At 47.4% G+C, this 14,471-nt stretch carries 13 protein-coding genes; 2 read left to right on the top strand and 11 right to left on the bottom strand.

Going from position 1 to position 14,471, the window contains the following annotated elements; all coding sequences use genetic code 11:
* Nucleotides 1–73 precede the first annotated feature (73 nt).
* The 3 genes from AAC978_RS01130 to AAC978_RS01120 form a co-directional block, all read right to left on the bottom strand.
* On the bottom strand, nucleotides 74–679 hold the full coding sequence (locus tag AAC978_RS01130) for a TetR/AcrR family transcriptional regulator (RefSeq protein WP_341546121.1): 606 nt from the start codon (nucleotides 677–679) through the stop codon (nucleotides 74–76).
* Nucleotides 680–754: 75 nt separating this feature from the next.
* Complete coding sequence (locus AAC978_RS01125; RefSeq protein WP_341546120.1) at nucleotides 755–1,741, bottom strand: electron transfer flavoprotein subunit alpha/FixB family protein; 987 nt, start codon at nucleotides 1,739–1,741, stop codon at nucleotides 755–757.
* Nucleotides 1,742–1,777: 36 nt separating this feature from the next.
* Nucleotides 1,778–2,560 (bottom strand): electron transfer flavoprotein subunit beta/FixA family protein, encoded by a 783-nt coding sequence (locus tag AAC978_RS01120; protein ID WP_341546119.1) that lies wholly within the window; start codon nucleotides 2,558–2,560, stop codon nucleotides 1,778–1,780.
* A gap of 215 nt (nucleotides 2,561–2,775) precedes the next feature.
* Between AAC978_RS01120 and AAC978_RS01115 the strand changes: the two genes are divergently transcribed.
* Complete coding sequence (locus AAC978_RS01115) at nucleotides 2,776–4,812, top strand: oxidoreductase (protein ID WP_341546118.1); 2,037 nt, start codon at nucleotides 2,776–2,778, stop codon at nucleotides 4,810–4,812.
* Nucleotides 4,813–4,921: 109 nt separating this feature from the next.
* Nucleotides 4,922–5,707 carry an enoyl-CoA hydratase/isomerase family protein gene (locus tag AAC978_RS01110; RefSeq protein ID WP_341546117.1) on the top strand — a complete coding sequence of 262 codons (786 nt, stop codon included), beginning with the start codon at nucleotides 4,922–4,924 and terminating at the stop codon, nucleotides 5,705–5,707.
* Nucleotides 5,708–5,755: 48 nt separating this feature from the next.
* On the opposite strand, the gene AAC978_RS01105 is transcribed toward AAC978_RS01110, so the two are convergent.
* The 8 genes from AAC978_RS01105 to AAC978_RS01070 all read right to left on the bottom strand — a co-directional run bounded on the left by AAC978_RS01105 (nucleotide 5,756) and on the right by AAC978_RS01070 (nucleotide 14,361).
* Nucleotides 5,756–6,514: a transposase gene (locus AAC978_RS01105; protein WP_341546116.1), complete on the bottom strand. Its 759-nt coding sequence runs from the start codon at nucleotides 6,512–6,514 to the stop codon at nucleotides 5,756–5,758.
* Nucleotides 6,515–6,700: 186 nt separating this feature from the next.
* Nucleotides 6,701–8,350, bottom strand: coding sequence for a hydroxylamine reductase (gene hcp, locus AAC978_RS01100; RefSeq protein WP_341546115.1), 1,650 nt, complete (start codon nucleotides 8,348–8,350; stop codon nucleotides 6,701–6,703).
* Nucleotides 8,351–8,733: 383 nt separating this feature from the next.
* Nucleotides 8,734–11,010, bottom strand: coding sequence for a xanthine dehydrogenase family protein molybdopterin-binding subunit (locus AAC978_RS01095; protein WP_341546114.1), 2,277 nt, complete (start codon nucleotides 11,008–11,010; stop codon nucleotides 8,734–8,736).
* Nucleotides 11,011–11,460, bottom strand: coding sequence for a (2Fe-2S)-binding protein (locus AAC978_RS01090; RefSeq protein WP_341546113.1), 450 nt, complete (start codon nucleotides 11,458–11,460; stop codon nucleotides 11,011–11,013).
* Nucleotides 11,445–12,293, bottom strand: a complete 849-nt coding sequence (locus AAC978_RS01085; protein ID WP_341546112.1) for an FAD binding domain-containing protein — start codon at nucleotides 12,291–12,293, stop codon at nucleotides 11,445–11,447. Before AAC978_RS01085 ends, AAC978_RS01090 begins: the two co-directional genes overlap by 16 nt.
* A 1-nt stretch (nucleotide 12,294) precedes the next feature.
* Complete coding sequence (gene yqeB, locus AAC978_RS01080) at nucleotides 12,295–13,146, bottom strand: selenium-dependent molybdenum cofactor biosynthesis protein YqeB (RefSeq protein ID WP_341546111.1); 852 nt, start codon at nucleotides 13,144–13,146, stop codon at nucleotides 12,295–12,297.
* Between the two features lie 109 nt (nucleotides 13,147–13,255).
* Nucleotides 13,256–13,570, bottom strand: a complete 315-nt coding sequence (locus AAC978_RS01075; RefSeq protein ID WP_341546110.1) for an XdhC family protein — start codon at nucleotides 13,568–13,570, stop codon at nucleotides 13,256–13,258.
* A complete protein-coding gene (locus tag AAC978_RS01070) occupies nucleotides 13,534–14,361 on the bottom strand; it encodes an XdhC family protein (protein WP_341546109.1) in 828 nt (275 codons plus the stop codon). Before AAC978_RS01070 ends, AAC978_RS01075 begins: the two co-directional genes overlap by 37 nt.
* Nucleotides 14,362–14,471 lie beyond the last annotated feature (110 nt).

Below are 14,471 nucleotides of genomic sequence, written 5' to 3'. Positions count from 1 at the left end.
TATTCCTACTACTCCTATTCTTACTACTCCTATTCTTACTACAGTTATGCTTACTACTAATCCTACGGTCTTATTACTTTATATTTTCTTCCTTCGGCAATCCCAGGGCACCTGCGAATAGTTCTATCATGCAGTCTGTGTCCTTGCTTAAGGATCGTTCTGATCTTGCAAAAAACCAATCGGTAGTCGCTCGATCGATGGTGCCAAAGATCATCTGCCGTGCTACGTGAACATTGAGTGAAGGAATGATTTCCTTTTGTTTTATTCCTTCTTCGATCACCTCTTCAATCAAACGAAAATAATCTCTCAGCGGGAAGGCAATGGCACTATATAAGCTTGAGTTAGGCTGTCTTAACTCGATTTGTGATACAGTCGCTAGAGCACGGTTATTCTCCATATAGGTCAAATGCGTATGCACAATAGCTCTAAGGCGACTGCGTGTATTCTGGCAGGAATCCATTTCGCTCCGAATGAGCTCAATAAACCTCCCCATTCTTTCCGTAAACAGGCGTACTAGAATGTCCTCTTTATTTTTAAAGTAGAGGTAGATCGTCCCGTCAGCTACTCCCGCCATGCGAGCTATCTTCGCTACTTGGCATGAATGATAGCCCACCTCAGCAAATGCCTCGATTGCCGCATCTAAAATCTTTTCATATTTATCTTCTTGGGAAATAGCCATATTACGTCATCCTTTGCAAGTTTTTAATCTATTAGACCTCCTTTTCTCAAGGTTGTCAATGCTAGCTCCGCCGCCCTAGGCCAGTTGCTTTTTAAACTCTTCTGTAAGCAAGGGGACAATCTCGTAAAGATCGCCGACAATGCCATAATCGGCGACGGTAAAGATATTGGCTTCTGGATCCTTATTGATCGCTACGATAAATTTGGAGGATCCCATTCCAGCTAAATGTTGAATGGCCCCTGAAATGCCGCAAGCAATATAAAGAGTTGGGGCGACAGTCTTGCCGGTTTGACCCACTTGATATTTATACTCACGATATCCGGAGTCTACAGCAGCCCGAGAAGCTCCTATAGCGGCACCGATGGTATCAGCAAGTTCTTCAAGCAGTCGGAAATTCTCAGCATTCTTCATGGCACGTCCGCCAGAAACAATAATGTTGGCATCAGTCAATTCCGGACGGCTGGAAGCTTGACGAACCACTTCTTTGACAATGGCTTGAAGATCATTGGCATCAATGGTTGCGGTCGCCTCGACCACTTCTGCTTGACGATCTGGGTTTGGTGGGGTAATGCTGAAGCTATTAGGACGTATGGTGGCTAGAATAGGGCGGGCCTCTGTGGCAACTTCTGCATAAGCTTTGCCGGCATAGATAGGACGTCTAAAGCGCAGCTTGTATGTTGAATCTACTGTGACGGCAACGCAATCTGAGGCACTCCCAACTCCTAAACGTTGGGCAAGGCGTGGGGCTAAATCTCTCCCCATTCCTGTATTGCCCATGAAGACCACTTCAGGATCCTCCTGGCGGATGATTCGGTTGAGTACTGAGGTGTAAGCACCCGTGGTATAATCCTTCAGGGCTGCATCTTCTACCACAATCACTCGATCAGCTCCCTGGGAAGCTGCGACAGCTGCTAAATTTTTAATTTCTTGGCCCAGTAAGACTCCCGTGAGGGTGAGCCCCGCCGCGTCGGCTAACCGTCTTCCTTCGCTTAAAAGCTCCAAGGAAACCTTGCGAAGCTCCCCATTATACTGCTCAAGAACAACTAAAATTCCCTTAGGCATCCTTCCCAATCCTCTCTTTTCTTACTTTCTTGATAATTAGATAACTTTTGCTTCCTTCATTAAGGCCATGACCAAATCAGCGACGGCTTGGGCAGGCTCCCCTTGGATCAGGCGGCCCCCTTGACGAGCCGGAGGTAAACTAACCTGAAGGACCTTCATCTTCGCTCCCTGAGTCACCGAGTCGGCTGCGGAAAGTCCAAGATCGGCGAGGTTTAGGGTTTTCAGTTCTTTTTTCTTAGCTTTCATGATCCCTGCTACCGATGGATAGCGTGGTTCATTTAAACCTTTTTGAGCAGTAATCACCGCGGGAAGCGGTACTTCGATAATCTCACTGCCTCCATCTATATCGCGAGTAACCGTAGCATTTTTATCTTCAATCTTTAATTCGGTAACCGATGATACGGATGGAATACTCAATATCTCAGCAAGACGAGTGGGTACTTGACTCGATCCATCATCGATGGCAATCCGTCCAGAGAGGATAATATCAAAGGGAATAGCTTGAACTGCTTTGGCGAGTACCGCGGCTGTAACCCATTCATCGCTACCTTCTAAAGCAGGATCTTGAATAGCAACCGCTTTGTCTGCCCCCATAGCCAGAGCTGTACGCAAGACTTCATTGACCTTCGCACCACCCATGCTCAATACCGTGACTTCTCCACCGAACTTTTCTTTAAGGCGAATCCCCTCTTCCACCGCAAATTCATCATAGGGATTCATGATGAGATTCACTCCTGTAGAGTCGATTTTTCCTTGCGAATTGATCACAATCTTCGCTTCGGTGTCAAATGTTTGTTTTAGACAAACCAATATGTTCAACTCGATTCCCCTTTCTATATCTTTCTGAATGAATATTCATTCATTTCATTTTCTATTATGATATCAGATGGCCGGGCAAAACGGAATACCCTTTTACAAATATTTTGTAAATTAAAAATTATCTGATTTATTTACTAAAATCTGTTCCCCCGGTGCTGGTTTCATGATATGCTGTTCCATAATGAATGGTCATTCATTTCTCGGAGGTGCTAAGTATGTTTAATGATGATCCGCTTTTCTCTCCGATCAGGATCGGAACAATGGAGCTAAAAAACCGCATAGTGATGCCAGCCATGCATCTAAATTACTGTCCGACTGGAGAAGTTACTGATCAGCTTATTGAGTTCTACCGTAAGCGAGCTCGAGGTGGGGTAGGCTTAATTATCGTTGGTGGATGCGGAATTGATCGAGTCGGCAACACCATTGGTATGGTTCAGTTGGATGAGGATCGCTATCTTCCTAGGCTACAACAGCTTGTGGCAGCCATCCATAGTGAAGGAGCAAAGACCATCACCCAGCTCTATCAGGCAGGAAGATATGCCTCCTCACAATTGACCGGGAACCAGCCCGTTGCTCCTTCCCCTCTACCTTCTAAATTAACGCAAGAGATTCCTCACGAACTGACCGGGGAAGAAATTAAAAAAATGATTCAAAAATTTGCCCAAGCTGCTGCCCGCACCCAGCAAGCAGGTTTTGATGGAGTGGAGATTCTTGCTGGGACTGGCTACTTAATCTCTGAATTCCTCTCTCCCGTGACGAACAAAAGAACGGATGAATACGGTGGTGATCTACCGAACCGCATGCGATTTGCCTTAGAAGTTGTGGCAGAAATTCGAAAGGCCGTAGGACCCGACTTCCCTTTGCTCGCTCGGATCGCCGGTCATGACTTTGTGCCGGGTGGACACACCAACGCAGAGGCACGAATTTTTGCTAAGGCCTTAGAAGAGGCTGGGGTGAACGCTATCAACGTGACGGGGGGCTGGCATGAGACATTGGTTCCTCAGATCACGATGAATGTCCCTCCCGCGGCCTTCCGCTATTTGGCTCGGGGCATAAAAGAGGCTGTTTCTGTGCCGGTTATTGCCTCCAATCGCATAACCTCTCCTGAGTTGGCTCGAGATATTCTTACTTCAGGGGATGCGGATCTGGTTGGAATGGCAAGGCCCCTGTTAGCGGATCCCTTTTTACCCTTAAAAGCCCAAGGGTTAGATTCCTCCCCAATTCGCCCCTGTGTAGGTTGCAATCAGGGTTGTTTGGATCATGTGTTCCGAGGAGCACCGGTGGCTTGCTTAGTGAATGCAGAAGCCGGGCGAGAGGCGGAGCTTGGGCTAAACAATAAAACCCAGGCCGACAGTGCTGTGCTTAAGAAAATCCTTGTGGTGGGGGGTGGCCCTGCAGGATTAGAGTTTGCTCGGGTGGCCAGCCTACGCGGTCATGATGTAACTGTTTGGGAAAAATCCAGTCAGCCCGGAGGCCAGATCAATCTTGCCGCAGCACCACCAGATCGCCAGGACTTCAATCGCTTTACCGATTATCTGGTTCAAGTCTGCGAGATGCAAGATGTCAAAATCTCTACGGGCCAAGAAGCAACTGCGGAGAACCTTTTGGCGAGTTTTGAGAAGGAAGGCTGGACCGACATTGTTGTCGCTACCGGCGCTCTGCCTATGGAACCTCCCTTCCCTGTAGAGGAAGGTGTAGTCATCACTCAAGCTTGGGATGTACTGGCCGGAAAAGAGACGGGTCACAACATCGTTATCGTCGGCGGTGGCTCGGTAGGGGTGGAAACTGCTCTCTACTTGGCCAACCAAGGGACCCTGGATGCGGAAACCCTCCGTTTTCTCATCGTTAACCAAGCGGAAAGCATAGATACTCTGGCTAAGCTTCTTTGGCAAGGAAAAAAGCGGGTCACTTTAGTGGAAATGACCAAGGGCGTCGGCCGCGACCTAGGCTCGAGCACCCGCTGGGCGATGCTGGCCGATCTGAAACGGCATCAGGTTAAGGTATTGACCCATACGATGGTAAAAGCCGTTGGTCCTGATGGTGTTCGGGTCGAGGGACCGGAAGGAGAAAGCCTGATCCCCGCGGATACGGTGGTCCCCGCTATTGGGTCGGTCGCTAATCAAGAGCTTATGAAGGAGCTCCAAGCTAAGCTCCCTATCCAAGTGGCATTGCATTCAATCGGCGATACAATCAGGCCGGCTAAAGTACTGGATGCTGTTCAATCTGCCTATGATGCCGCCCGGCAGCTATGAGTGCAAACTGTGCAAACTGGGGACAGGTCCCAGTTTGCAAAAATATTGAAAATTGGGACCTGTCCCCAGTTTGCATTTTGAGTCATTATAAGATGGGGGGTAGTTTAATATGGGTTCATACAGTGATTTTATAGTCGAGAAACAGGGGGCTATCGCCATAGTCACCTTAAACCGTCCGGACAAGGGGAACTCCTGGACCTTGGCAACTTATCAGGAGATGGAGAAAATCCAAGAAGAGCTGCACTATGATGAGGATGTGCGGGTGGTCATCTTTACCGGAGCAGGGGATAAATTTTTCTGCGCCGGTGCAGACCTAGCTCTACTTGCCAAACTCGACTCCTACTTTATCTCTCGAGATATCTACCGTTACCAAGGAATTAACACGCGTTGGGATCGTTTTATTAAACCCGTAATTATGGCTCTCAATGGTATCACTGTGGGTAGCGGTCTAGAGCTCGCCTTATGTGGTGATATTCGTATTGCTTCAAGTTCCTCGAGTTTTTCTATCAATGAAGTGCGGATTGGCCTCAACCCTGATATGGGGGGAACTCAGCGTTTGACACGGACTGTCGGACCCAGTCAGGCTAAACGTCTCATTTTTACTGCTGAAAAAATCAATGCTCAAGAGGCTGCTCGCATTGGACTTGTAGATATCGTCACCACTCCCGAGGACTTAATGGCTGAAGCCATGAAGATGGCTGAAATAATCGCCGGCATGCCACCCTATGCTATTCGTTTTGCTAAAAAAGCTATTAACCTAGCCGTCGATGCCCCTCTAGAAGTGGGTCTGATGTACGAAGAAGCTGGCTCCATCTTCTGCATGGGTACTGAAGACAAAAAAGAGGCCGTAGCCTCAATTCTCGAAAAGCGCGAACCCGAATTCCACGGGCGATAGGGACAGGGGGACAGGTCCTTTGTCCCACCCTTCCCCAATGATTTAATTTTATAGCCGCCAAACTTTTGTTTTAGATAACCCCGTTACCCGCGAAATCTGCCGAACACTTACGCCTTCTAGCGACTTTAATGTTTTTAGGATACTGTCTTGTAAGGCCTTCTCGGCCTCCCCTATCCTTATCGATTCGATTCCAAACTGCTTCCTAACCATTTCTTTAATTCTCTCATCACTTGTCGTTTTCAATTCCTCAACTTCAAGGCAAATGTCCTCATTTTGTTTCTTTTGAAATTCAGCAAATACCTTCAGTGCCTTTTCTGGGGTGTCGCCAAACATATTAAGAACATACTCTTTATCGACCAAATGATCTGTTGCAAAAAATTCTTTATAGCTACTCCAAGGGAACTCCGATATATCATCAACAATTTTAGCCTTGACCGGATTTTGATGAATATATCGTAATACAGTTAAGAAGTATCGATCTGAATCCACCGCCTCACTTCTGAACCTCTCTTGAAACAGGTGCCCACACCGCTCATATTTCTTGTTGAACCAGAAAACATAACTTGAACTGATACGTTTGATTGCAGCACTTAGGGGTTCGTTGAGCTCTTGTATTAAAATATGAATATGATTATTCATAAGACAATAGGCAAAAACTCTATAACCACTTACCCCTCTGAATTGAGCAAGTTTCTCAATAAATTTGCAGCGGTCTTCTTTGTCATTAAAAACATTTTGACGATTCACGCCTCGCATTATGACATGATAAATACCCGTTGGGCTTTGTTCCCTCGGCCTTCTTGCCATAAGTAGTCACCTCAGGAAAATTATAGCATTGTGGCGAATCTCGGACAATACTATTATATGAGATGAGTGAGATGAGTGAGATGAGTGGAAAAGTGGGACAGGGAACCTGTCCCCTTGTCCCAAAAAAGCAGGAAGCCAAGGCTTCCTGCTTTTTTTATGGGGTGAGGGTAGGTTACGATAGGGAAATTAGGCACCCATGAAGAGTTTGATATCGTCTTCTACGGTGTTGATTCCAGCGATTCCAAAGTTCTCCACAAGTACTTTTGCTACATTAGGAGAGAGGAATGCAGGCAATGTAGGTCCTAAGTGGATGTTTTTCACACCCAGGTAGAGAAGAGCAAGGAGCACGATAACTGCCTTTTGCTCATACCAAGCAATGTTGTAGGAGATAGGAAGTTTGTTAACATCGTCAAGACCAAAGACTTCCTTAAGCTTAAGAGCAATGACTGCTAGGGAGTAGGAGTCGTTACATTGTCCAGCATCCAAGACTCTTGGAATACCGCCGATGTCTCCCAGGTCGAGTTTGTTGTATTTGTATTTCGCGCAGCCTGCGGTCATAATGACAGTGTCTTTAGGAATAGCTTGAGCGAATTCTGTGTAATAATCACGGCTCTTCATCCGTCCGTCACAACCTGCCATGACGAAGAAGCGTTTGATGGCTCCGGATTTAACAGCTTCGACTACTTTGTCTGCTACTGCGAAGACTTGGTTATGAGCAAATCCACCGACGATTTCTCCAGTTTCGATCTCTGTAGGAGCTGGTAAGGTTTTTGCTAATTCGATGATAGCAGAGAAATCCTTAGCTTTTCCTTTTTCACGAGCCGGGATGTGTTGTACACCTTCGTAACCTACAACGCTGGTGGTGAAGAGACGGTTTTTATAGGAATCCTTAGGCGGTACTAAGCAGTTAGTGGTGAGCAAGATAGCGCCGTTGAAGGAATCGAATTCTTTATCTTGTTTCCACCAAGCGTTACCATAGTTACCTACAAAGTGATCGTACTTTTTGAAAGCGGGATAGTAGTGAGCTGGAAGCATTTCACCGTGAGTGTAAACATCTACGCCAGTTCCGACCGTTTGTTTTAAGAGATCTTCTAAGTCTTTCAGATCGTGACCACTGATGAGGATGGCCGGGTTGTTACGGACACCGATATTGACTTTGGTAAGTTCAGGGTTACCGTAGGTCGTGGTGTTGGCTTTGTCGAGAAGAGCCATGACATCCACCCCATATTTCCCTGTTTCGAGGACCAGAGCGACCAATTGATCTGCTGAGAGTGTATCGTCAGTAGTTGCTGCTAAGCCTTTCATCATAAAGGCAAAAATGCTGTTATCATCATAACCGAGAGCAAAAGCGTGCTCAGCATAGGCTGCCATTCCTTTGAGTCCGTAGATGATCAATTCACGGAGGGAACGAACATCTTCATTTTCAGTGGCTAAAATCCCGACTTGAGCAGCTTTTTGATCGAATTCTTCTGCAGTATCAGCGGTCCAAGTAGCGGAATCATGAAGGTTGTTTGGCAGTACGCCACCTGCTTGGAGAATATCTTGCTTTAGGCTTTCTCTAAGGGCTAGGCCTTCACGTACCCGAGCTACGAAACTGGCGTTATCAAAGTTAGCATTGGTGATCGTAGCAAATAAGCTTTCCATAACAAATTTGTCTACATCCTGACGAACAATTCCTAATTCACGAGCTTGCAGGCTGTGGATAGCAATTCCCCTTAAGACATAAATTAAAAGGTCTTGTAAATTGGAAACATCAGCAGTCTTGCCACATACCCCTTTGATTGTACAGCCCGTACCTTTAGCGGTTTCTTGACATTGAAAACAGAACATACTCATTCTTTGAAATCCTCCCTATCATATTTTTTAATAAATTTATGTTGTTGACGATCAGTGTCTGGTGTCGGCGATTGTTGTCCGTGCACCATCTGAAATTATCTTATCGCAAAGACAACCCTTATGCTGTGACCTCAGCTAGTTCTTACTGTGATAAAACTCACACTAAAAGCTTCGCGTAAAGAAATAAAAGTACATCTCAAGTCTGGCTTTCCAAACTATTGAGATGTACTTTTTATACGTTAAAATCGTTGCTTTTATTAGCTATAAAGTATCTATAGAGCTGCGCAAGCTTAAAAATATAAAGCTAGTTGCAACTTTGTAGCCATGCGCTATTAACAGCTGATGACGTCACAAACAACAAAGAAGCCACTATTTCGCGCTTTTTATCCCTGTCCGAGAAATACTTTTTCGGGGGTGATGGGTAGTTCTGTAACTCTGAAGCCGGTTGCATTAAAGACAGCGTGGGCGATGGCTGGGGCGGGGGTGTTGGCGACGACTTCACCGATGGATTTGGCTCCGAAGGGTCCGGTGGGTTCGTAGCTTTCGATAAAGTGAACACGAATATTACCGACGTCTTTGCGGGTGGGAATTTTATATTGCATAAAATCATTCGTGTGCATTCTTCCCTTGCCATCGTAGCGGACTTCTTCATAGAGGGCCATGCCGATACCTTGAACTAAGCCCCCTTCGGCTTGGATGCGAGCCAGTTTAGGATTGATAACCGTACCGCAGTCAATGACGGCGACAAAATCAATGGGTTCTACTTTACCTGTCTGGGGATCCACTTCTACCTCCGCAAACCCTACCATATAGGGGGGTGGCGAGACGGGGCTGCCATAAGTCGTGTTACCCACCAACTGATGACGGCCTGAGCCTAGTACATTGAGCTCGGCAATCTTCTCAAGGGTAATGCTTGTCTTGCCATCCAAGGTGACCACTGACTGACCGTTAAATTCCACTTCGTCGGGGTTTCTATCCATATACCGGGCACCCTGGATGAGGATCTTTTCCTTTAATTCTTCGGCGGCTTGCACCACTGCCATGCCGGTCACATAGGTGGTACTGGAAGCATAGGAACCGGGGTCATAGGGGGATGTATCCGTATCCCCGGCATAGACAGCGATTTGATCCACAGTTGTTTCCATGATCTCGGCTGCCATTTGACTGAGGATAGTATCGCTGCCTGTTCCCATATCCGTCGAACCCAAAAGTAGGTTATAGCTTCCCTCGTCATTTAGGCGTATTTCTGCTGAAGCGGTATCGATTCCCGCAATTCCGGAGCCTTGCTGAGTTACAGCCATACCGACAGCTCGGATTTTACCATTGCTAAGTACTTGACGCGGGTATTTTTCATCCCAGCCGATAAGTTCCTTCCCTTTACGAATACAATCCTTGAGGGTCGTGCTCTTGATAACCTTGCCATTATAGACGAGAGAGGTTTCTCCCTCTTCTATCAAGTTCTTTAAACGGATTTCGGTAGGATCCATCTGCAGCTCGGCGGCCAGCTTATTGACCGCAGTTTCCAAGGCCATGGTCCCTTGGGTTGCTCCATAGCCACGGAAGGCTCCTCCCGGTTGTTTATTCGTATAGACCGCGGTTCCGGTGAAACGAACAGCCTTGGTCTTGTTGTACATAGACATGGTTTTTTCGCCCACACACCCTAGGGTGGTTGAGGAGTGCTCTCCATAAGCTCCGCCATCGGAGAGAACCTCCAGATCATAAGCACGAATCATACCCTCCTTGTCCGCACCCAGGCGCACTTTCATTTTCATGGCGTGGCGACTGGTCGATGAGTTAAAAGTCTCGGTGCGATCATAGATGATGATGGAGGGCTTGCCGGTTTTCAGGGTGACAAGGGCTGAAAATACTTCACAACAACCGGTTTGTTTCGCTCCGAAGCCTCCGCCAATCCGGGGTTTGATCACCCGCACGCGACTGGCTGGAATGTTAAAGGCCCGTGCTATTTGTCGGCGGACATGAAAGGGTACTTGGGTCGAGGAGGTGATCACTAGGCGATTGGCATGATCTAGGTAACTGAAGGCACGAAAGGTTTCCATCATGGCTTGAGATTGGGCCTGAGTATAGACCGTTTCCTCAACGACCACGTCACATTGCCTTAGGGCTTCTTCAATCTCTTCCCCTGCTTCAACCTTTTGATAGGAGATAATGTTGCGTTCCTTTTCCATACCGATATCAAAATTTAAGTGCAGGTTATCCTCGGGATGGACAATCGAAGGATGATCGATGGCTGTTTCCAAATCTAACACAGGTTCCAAGACTTCATACTGTACCTTGATGCGCTTCAGGGCGTTGAGGGCCGTTCTTTCATCGACAGCGGCCACAATCGCCACTTCATCCCCCACGTAACGAACGATTTCATCCAAAATCAAGCGATCATAAGGAGAGGGCTCCGGATAAGATTGACCGGCTAAGGTAAAACGAATCCCGGGCACATCTTGATAGGTAAAAACGCATTCCACTCCTTCAAGGGCCACCGCCCGGCTGGTATCGATGGACTTAATGCGGGCAAAGGCATGGGGGCTGCGGAGAATCTTAATCACGAGGGCATCCTTAGGCGCCAAATCCTCTGTATATACGGGACGTCCTGTGGCGATGGCCATACCATCAATTTTGGGACTATCCTTTCCTACTATCTTCATTTAGGCCACCCCCAAGTATTTTTTGATGGCACGCAATTGGCCCATATAGCCGGTACATCGGCAGAGATTCCCGGTTAAGTAGTGGATAATTTCATCCTCGGTGGGGTTTTGAAGTTCATTTTTCATAGCCAAGACGGTCATAATGAAGCCCGGGCTACAGAAGCCACATTGCTCCGCTCCTTCTGCCACTAAGACCTTAGCGAAAGCTTCCGCCTCTTCCTTTACTCCCTCGATGGTGGTAATATTCTTTCCTTCGGCCCTGAAGGTGAGGTAAGCACAAGAGAGCGTAGGTTTCCCGTCAATCCAAACCGTGCATAATCCGCAACAGGTGGTATTACAGCCTTTGCGAATGCTCAGTTGGCCATGGGCGCGCAGGGTATCGGCGAGAAATTCGTCCTTTTTTCCTTGCAGGGTTGTTTTCTTGCCATTAAGGGTTACTTCGATATCCATGCTAACACCTCCTGAATCCCGCGTCTAACTAGTACTTTGGCTATCCCTTGACGGTAGGTTGCTGATCCACGGGCATTGGAGCCAAAGCTTAATTCTTGGCTCATTTGTTCAAGGATACCCTCAACAACTTCGTTAACTTCATTCTTCTCTCCGGCAACCATAAAGGAATCGAGTTTTGCGTGGGCATAGGCTTGAGCAAGCTGCTCGGAGGCTTTGCCCGCCAGCTCTGCCACTTGGGGGCGTGCGCCGACGACGATACGCCAATCTTCGCCGTTCTTAGCTACGGCCGCCGTGAGTATTGGATAATCACTGGCTGAAATACGCAGGCTCTGATAAGAGGCGATTTGCTCTTCCTTAGGAATAATTACATGAGTTAAAACATCCTTTTCGCGGGGTCGGGCTAAAAATTCACCTAGGGGCAATCGTCCCGCTTTGACTAAGTCCACTTTAGCATTCAAGGCTAAAAGTGCAGTGATCGGATCGGAAAAACCATACTTGGAATACACGGAGCCGCCGATGGTCACGCCATTGCGGAACTGAACGCCGATGATATTGCTCACGGCTTTGGGCAAAACACCACCGAAAGATTCATTCAATAAAGGATGGGTTTCAATTTGACGCAGGGTCGTCATGGCCCCTAGCTTAATAGTGTCATCTTCTTCCGTGATTTGGTCGAGGTTTAATTTGGCTAAATCAATGCCGATCCCGATTCGTTTGGAACCCAGACGTAAAAAAGCGCAACCACCCAGGACTGTGTTGGTCCTTTGCTTAGTAAGTATTTGATACGCTTCTGTCAAGGTCTCTGGTTGAACGATATCTCGTATAGTTAACACTTTATCTGCCCCCATTCATCCACTCTATAATGCCCAGTAAAACAGAAGTTCCTAGGGTTCGAGCTTTATCAGAAACTGTCCAACAATATTCTTCTTTAAAACGGGGATCTATATCCCCGACTTTGATGCGAGCATCATTATTTTCGTTCATTATAATGACGGTTCCCGAGCGCAGCAATCCTCGTACTACCCCACCCAGATTCCCTTGAACCGGGGTGATTTGCTCTCCTTGTTGAATCAGCCCTAGGATATCTCCCACCCGGACCTCTTCCCCAATTCTGCATTTGGCTTCGAAGATGCCCGCACCCGGTGCATAAAGAACTCTTTCCTTGGTATAACCCAGGACTGCTTCAGGAATACCCGTATTAGGCTCGGCATAACCGGAATTAATTAGGCGCCCGAGGTTATGGCCGCGGTTGGTTTCCAGCACCCTATGTACGTCTTTGCCGGCGCAAAAACCCGGTCCCATGCCGATCGTAAGAGGCGCACTAGCGATGGTCGTTCCCAAATTGCGTTTGGCCATAATAGCATCGATCAAAATATCCGGTCGAATCTGGGGAAGGTGCTTTAAGTCCGGATCGACAAGGATTGGAATTCCTCCTTGTTGCCAAACCCTCGGACAATCTTGAGGAGATTCGATGTGCATGCCTCGGATTCCTTCGACCTCCCAAGATCCTTCGAGGATAGCAGTGCCGAAGCACACGGGCCAGCGCACCATCAAGGGCTGTGCGATCTCGGTCATGACCACTCGGAAGCCTGCTCTATGCAAAGCCCATCCCACCCCGCTGGCCTGCTCCCCCGCCCCTCGAATGAGGACAACGGGTGGATCGGCTAAATTTCCTGGAGTCATCATATCATTTCTTTACCCCTTCTCACTGAACTAATCCACGTTTGCTCCCATCTCTAGAGGCAGCGGATACCCAACCCAAGGTGGTTAAGTGCAGTATAGGACGTCCGCATGCTCAGAAACCTAGGAGTGGTTCAAGAAAGATATCCATCGTTCCTCCGCAAACCATCCCATCCTGTTCGGCAATTTCATGAGTTAAGTCCACTTGGATCAGAAGTGGTTCTTGCTTGTGCAGAGCATTTAAGGCGTGACCACGTGCCTCGGCTTCCCCGCAGCCCCCGCCAATGGTGCCAATAGTCCTTCCATCTTGGAAAAAGAGGACTTGAGCTCCTGCTTTCCTCGGCGTAGAGCCTTTTGTACTCACTATCGTGGCTAATACTGCTTTCTCTCCATTTAATTGACTGATTGCTTCAATGACTTTATGGTCCAAGTGGCACCCATCCTTCCTTGACTGAAGCCATAGCGGTCGACCATAATCATCTCGGCTATGATGCTGACTGCAATTTCTTCTGGAGTTTGCGCTCCTATATCTAAGCCAATCGGGGTATAGACTCGATCGAGGACCTCTTGACTATAGCCATTTTCTCTTAGATTGTTCATAATCGTTGCTACTTTGCGGCGGCTGCCGATCATCCCCAGATAGGCAGTTTGAGGCCGCTTGAGTACTTCTTCTAAGCAGGTTTGATCATAGCGATGTCCGCGGGTCACGACGATGACATAGGTACTCTCGTCGAAGGTTAATTCCTGAAGAGCACTCTGAAAATCCTGACAAATCACCTGGTCCGCTTCAGGAAAACGTCCCTTATTGGCGAAGGAGGGACGATCATCAATGACGGTCACTTCATAATTCAGAAGCTTTCCCATCTGGACTAAGGGAAGGGCGATATGGCCTCCACCCAGAATGATCAGACGATGGGTAGGGATAATCGGATCTAAAAATAGTTCTAGGGAAGAATAAGAATCGCTTAGCTCCAAGGAAAGGGTACTCCCGATGGGCAGTCGCTCCGCCTTTCTCTGAAGAAATACCCTTTGAATCGGTTCATGTAGCAAGGAAAGCAAGCCCTCCGGCAGCTCTCCGGCAAGAAGCTCTCCTTTGCTATTGACTAGAAATTTGCTCCCACGAGGTAAATCCTTTATCTCACAGGTGATAACGGTCCCCAGAATACCACTTTCCTTCGTTTGGATGAGACTATTCACTTTTTGCATGAGTTCTGGATTCATATTATCACACCACCTTACAGCTCATAAAAGTTTAGTTAGCATTCTGACTTGATACGTAACAGTTTCTGTCAGATATAGCTTATTAAATTTAGCGTATCAATATTTTTGTC

Source organism: Desulfitobacterium sp. THU1, assembly GCF_038181555.1.
Classification (GTDB): domain Bacteria; phylum Bacillota; class Desulfitobacteriia; order Desulfitobacteriales; family Desulfitobacteriaceae; genus Desulfitobacterium.
The sequence above is the reverse complement of the archived record's forward strand: the minus strand, read 5'-3'. Positions and strand labels throughout refer to the sequence as shown.

Bases quoted from the DNA above. Each gene is read 5' to 3' on its own strand.
- AAC978_RS01130 (WP_341546121.1), bottom strand. From the start codon at position 679: ATGGCTATTTCCCAAGAAGATAAATATGAAAAGATTTTAGATGCGGCA.
- AAC978_RS01125 (WP_341546120.1), bottom strand. From the start codon at position 1,741: ATGCCTAAGGGAATTTTAGTTGTTCTTGAGCAGTATAATGGGGAGCTT.
- AAC978_RS01115 (WP_341546118.1), top strand. From the start codon at position 2,776: ATGTTTAATGATGATCCGCTTTTCTCTCCGATCAGGATCGGAACAATG.
- AAC978_RS01110 (WP_341546117.1), top strand. From the start codon at position 4,922: ATGGGTTCATACAGTGATTTTATAGTCGAGAAACAGGGGGCTATCGCC.
- AAC978_RS01105 (WP_341546116.1), bottom strand. From the start codon at position 6,514: ATGGCAAGAAGGCCGAGGGAACAAAGCCCAACGGGTATTTATCATGTC.
- hcp (WP_341546115.1), bottom strand. From the start codon at position 8,350: ATGAGTATGTTCTGTTTTCAATGTCAAGAAACCGCTAAAGGTACGGGC.
- AAC978_RS01095 (WP_341546114.1), bottom strand. From the start codon at position 11,010: ATGAAGATAGTAGGAAAGGATAGTCCCAAAATTGATGGTATGGCCATC.
- AAC978_RS01090 (WP_341546113.1), bottom strand. From the start codon at position 11,460: ATGGATATCGAAGTAACCCTTAATGGCAAGAAAACAACCCTGCAAGGA.
- yqeB (WP_341546111.1), bottom strand. From the start codon at position 13,146: ATGATGACTCCAGGAAATTTAGCCGATCCACCCGTTGTCCTCATTCGA.
- AAC978_RS01070 (WP_341546109.1), bottom strand. From the start codon at position 14,361: ATGAATCCAGAACTCATGCAAAAAGTGAATAGTCTCATCCAAACGAAG.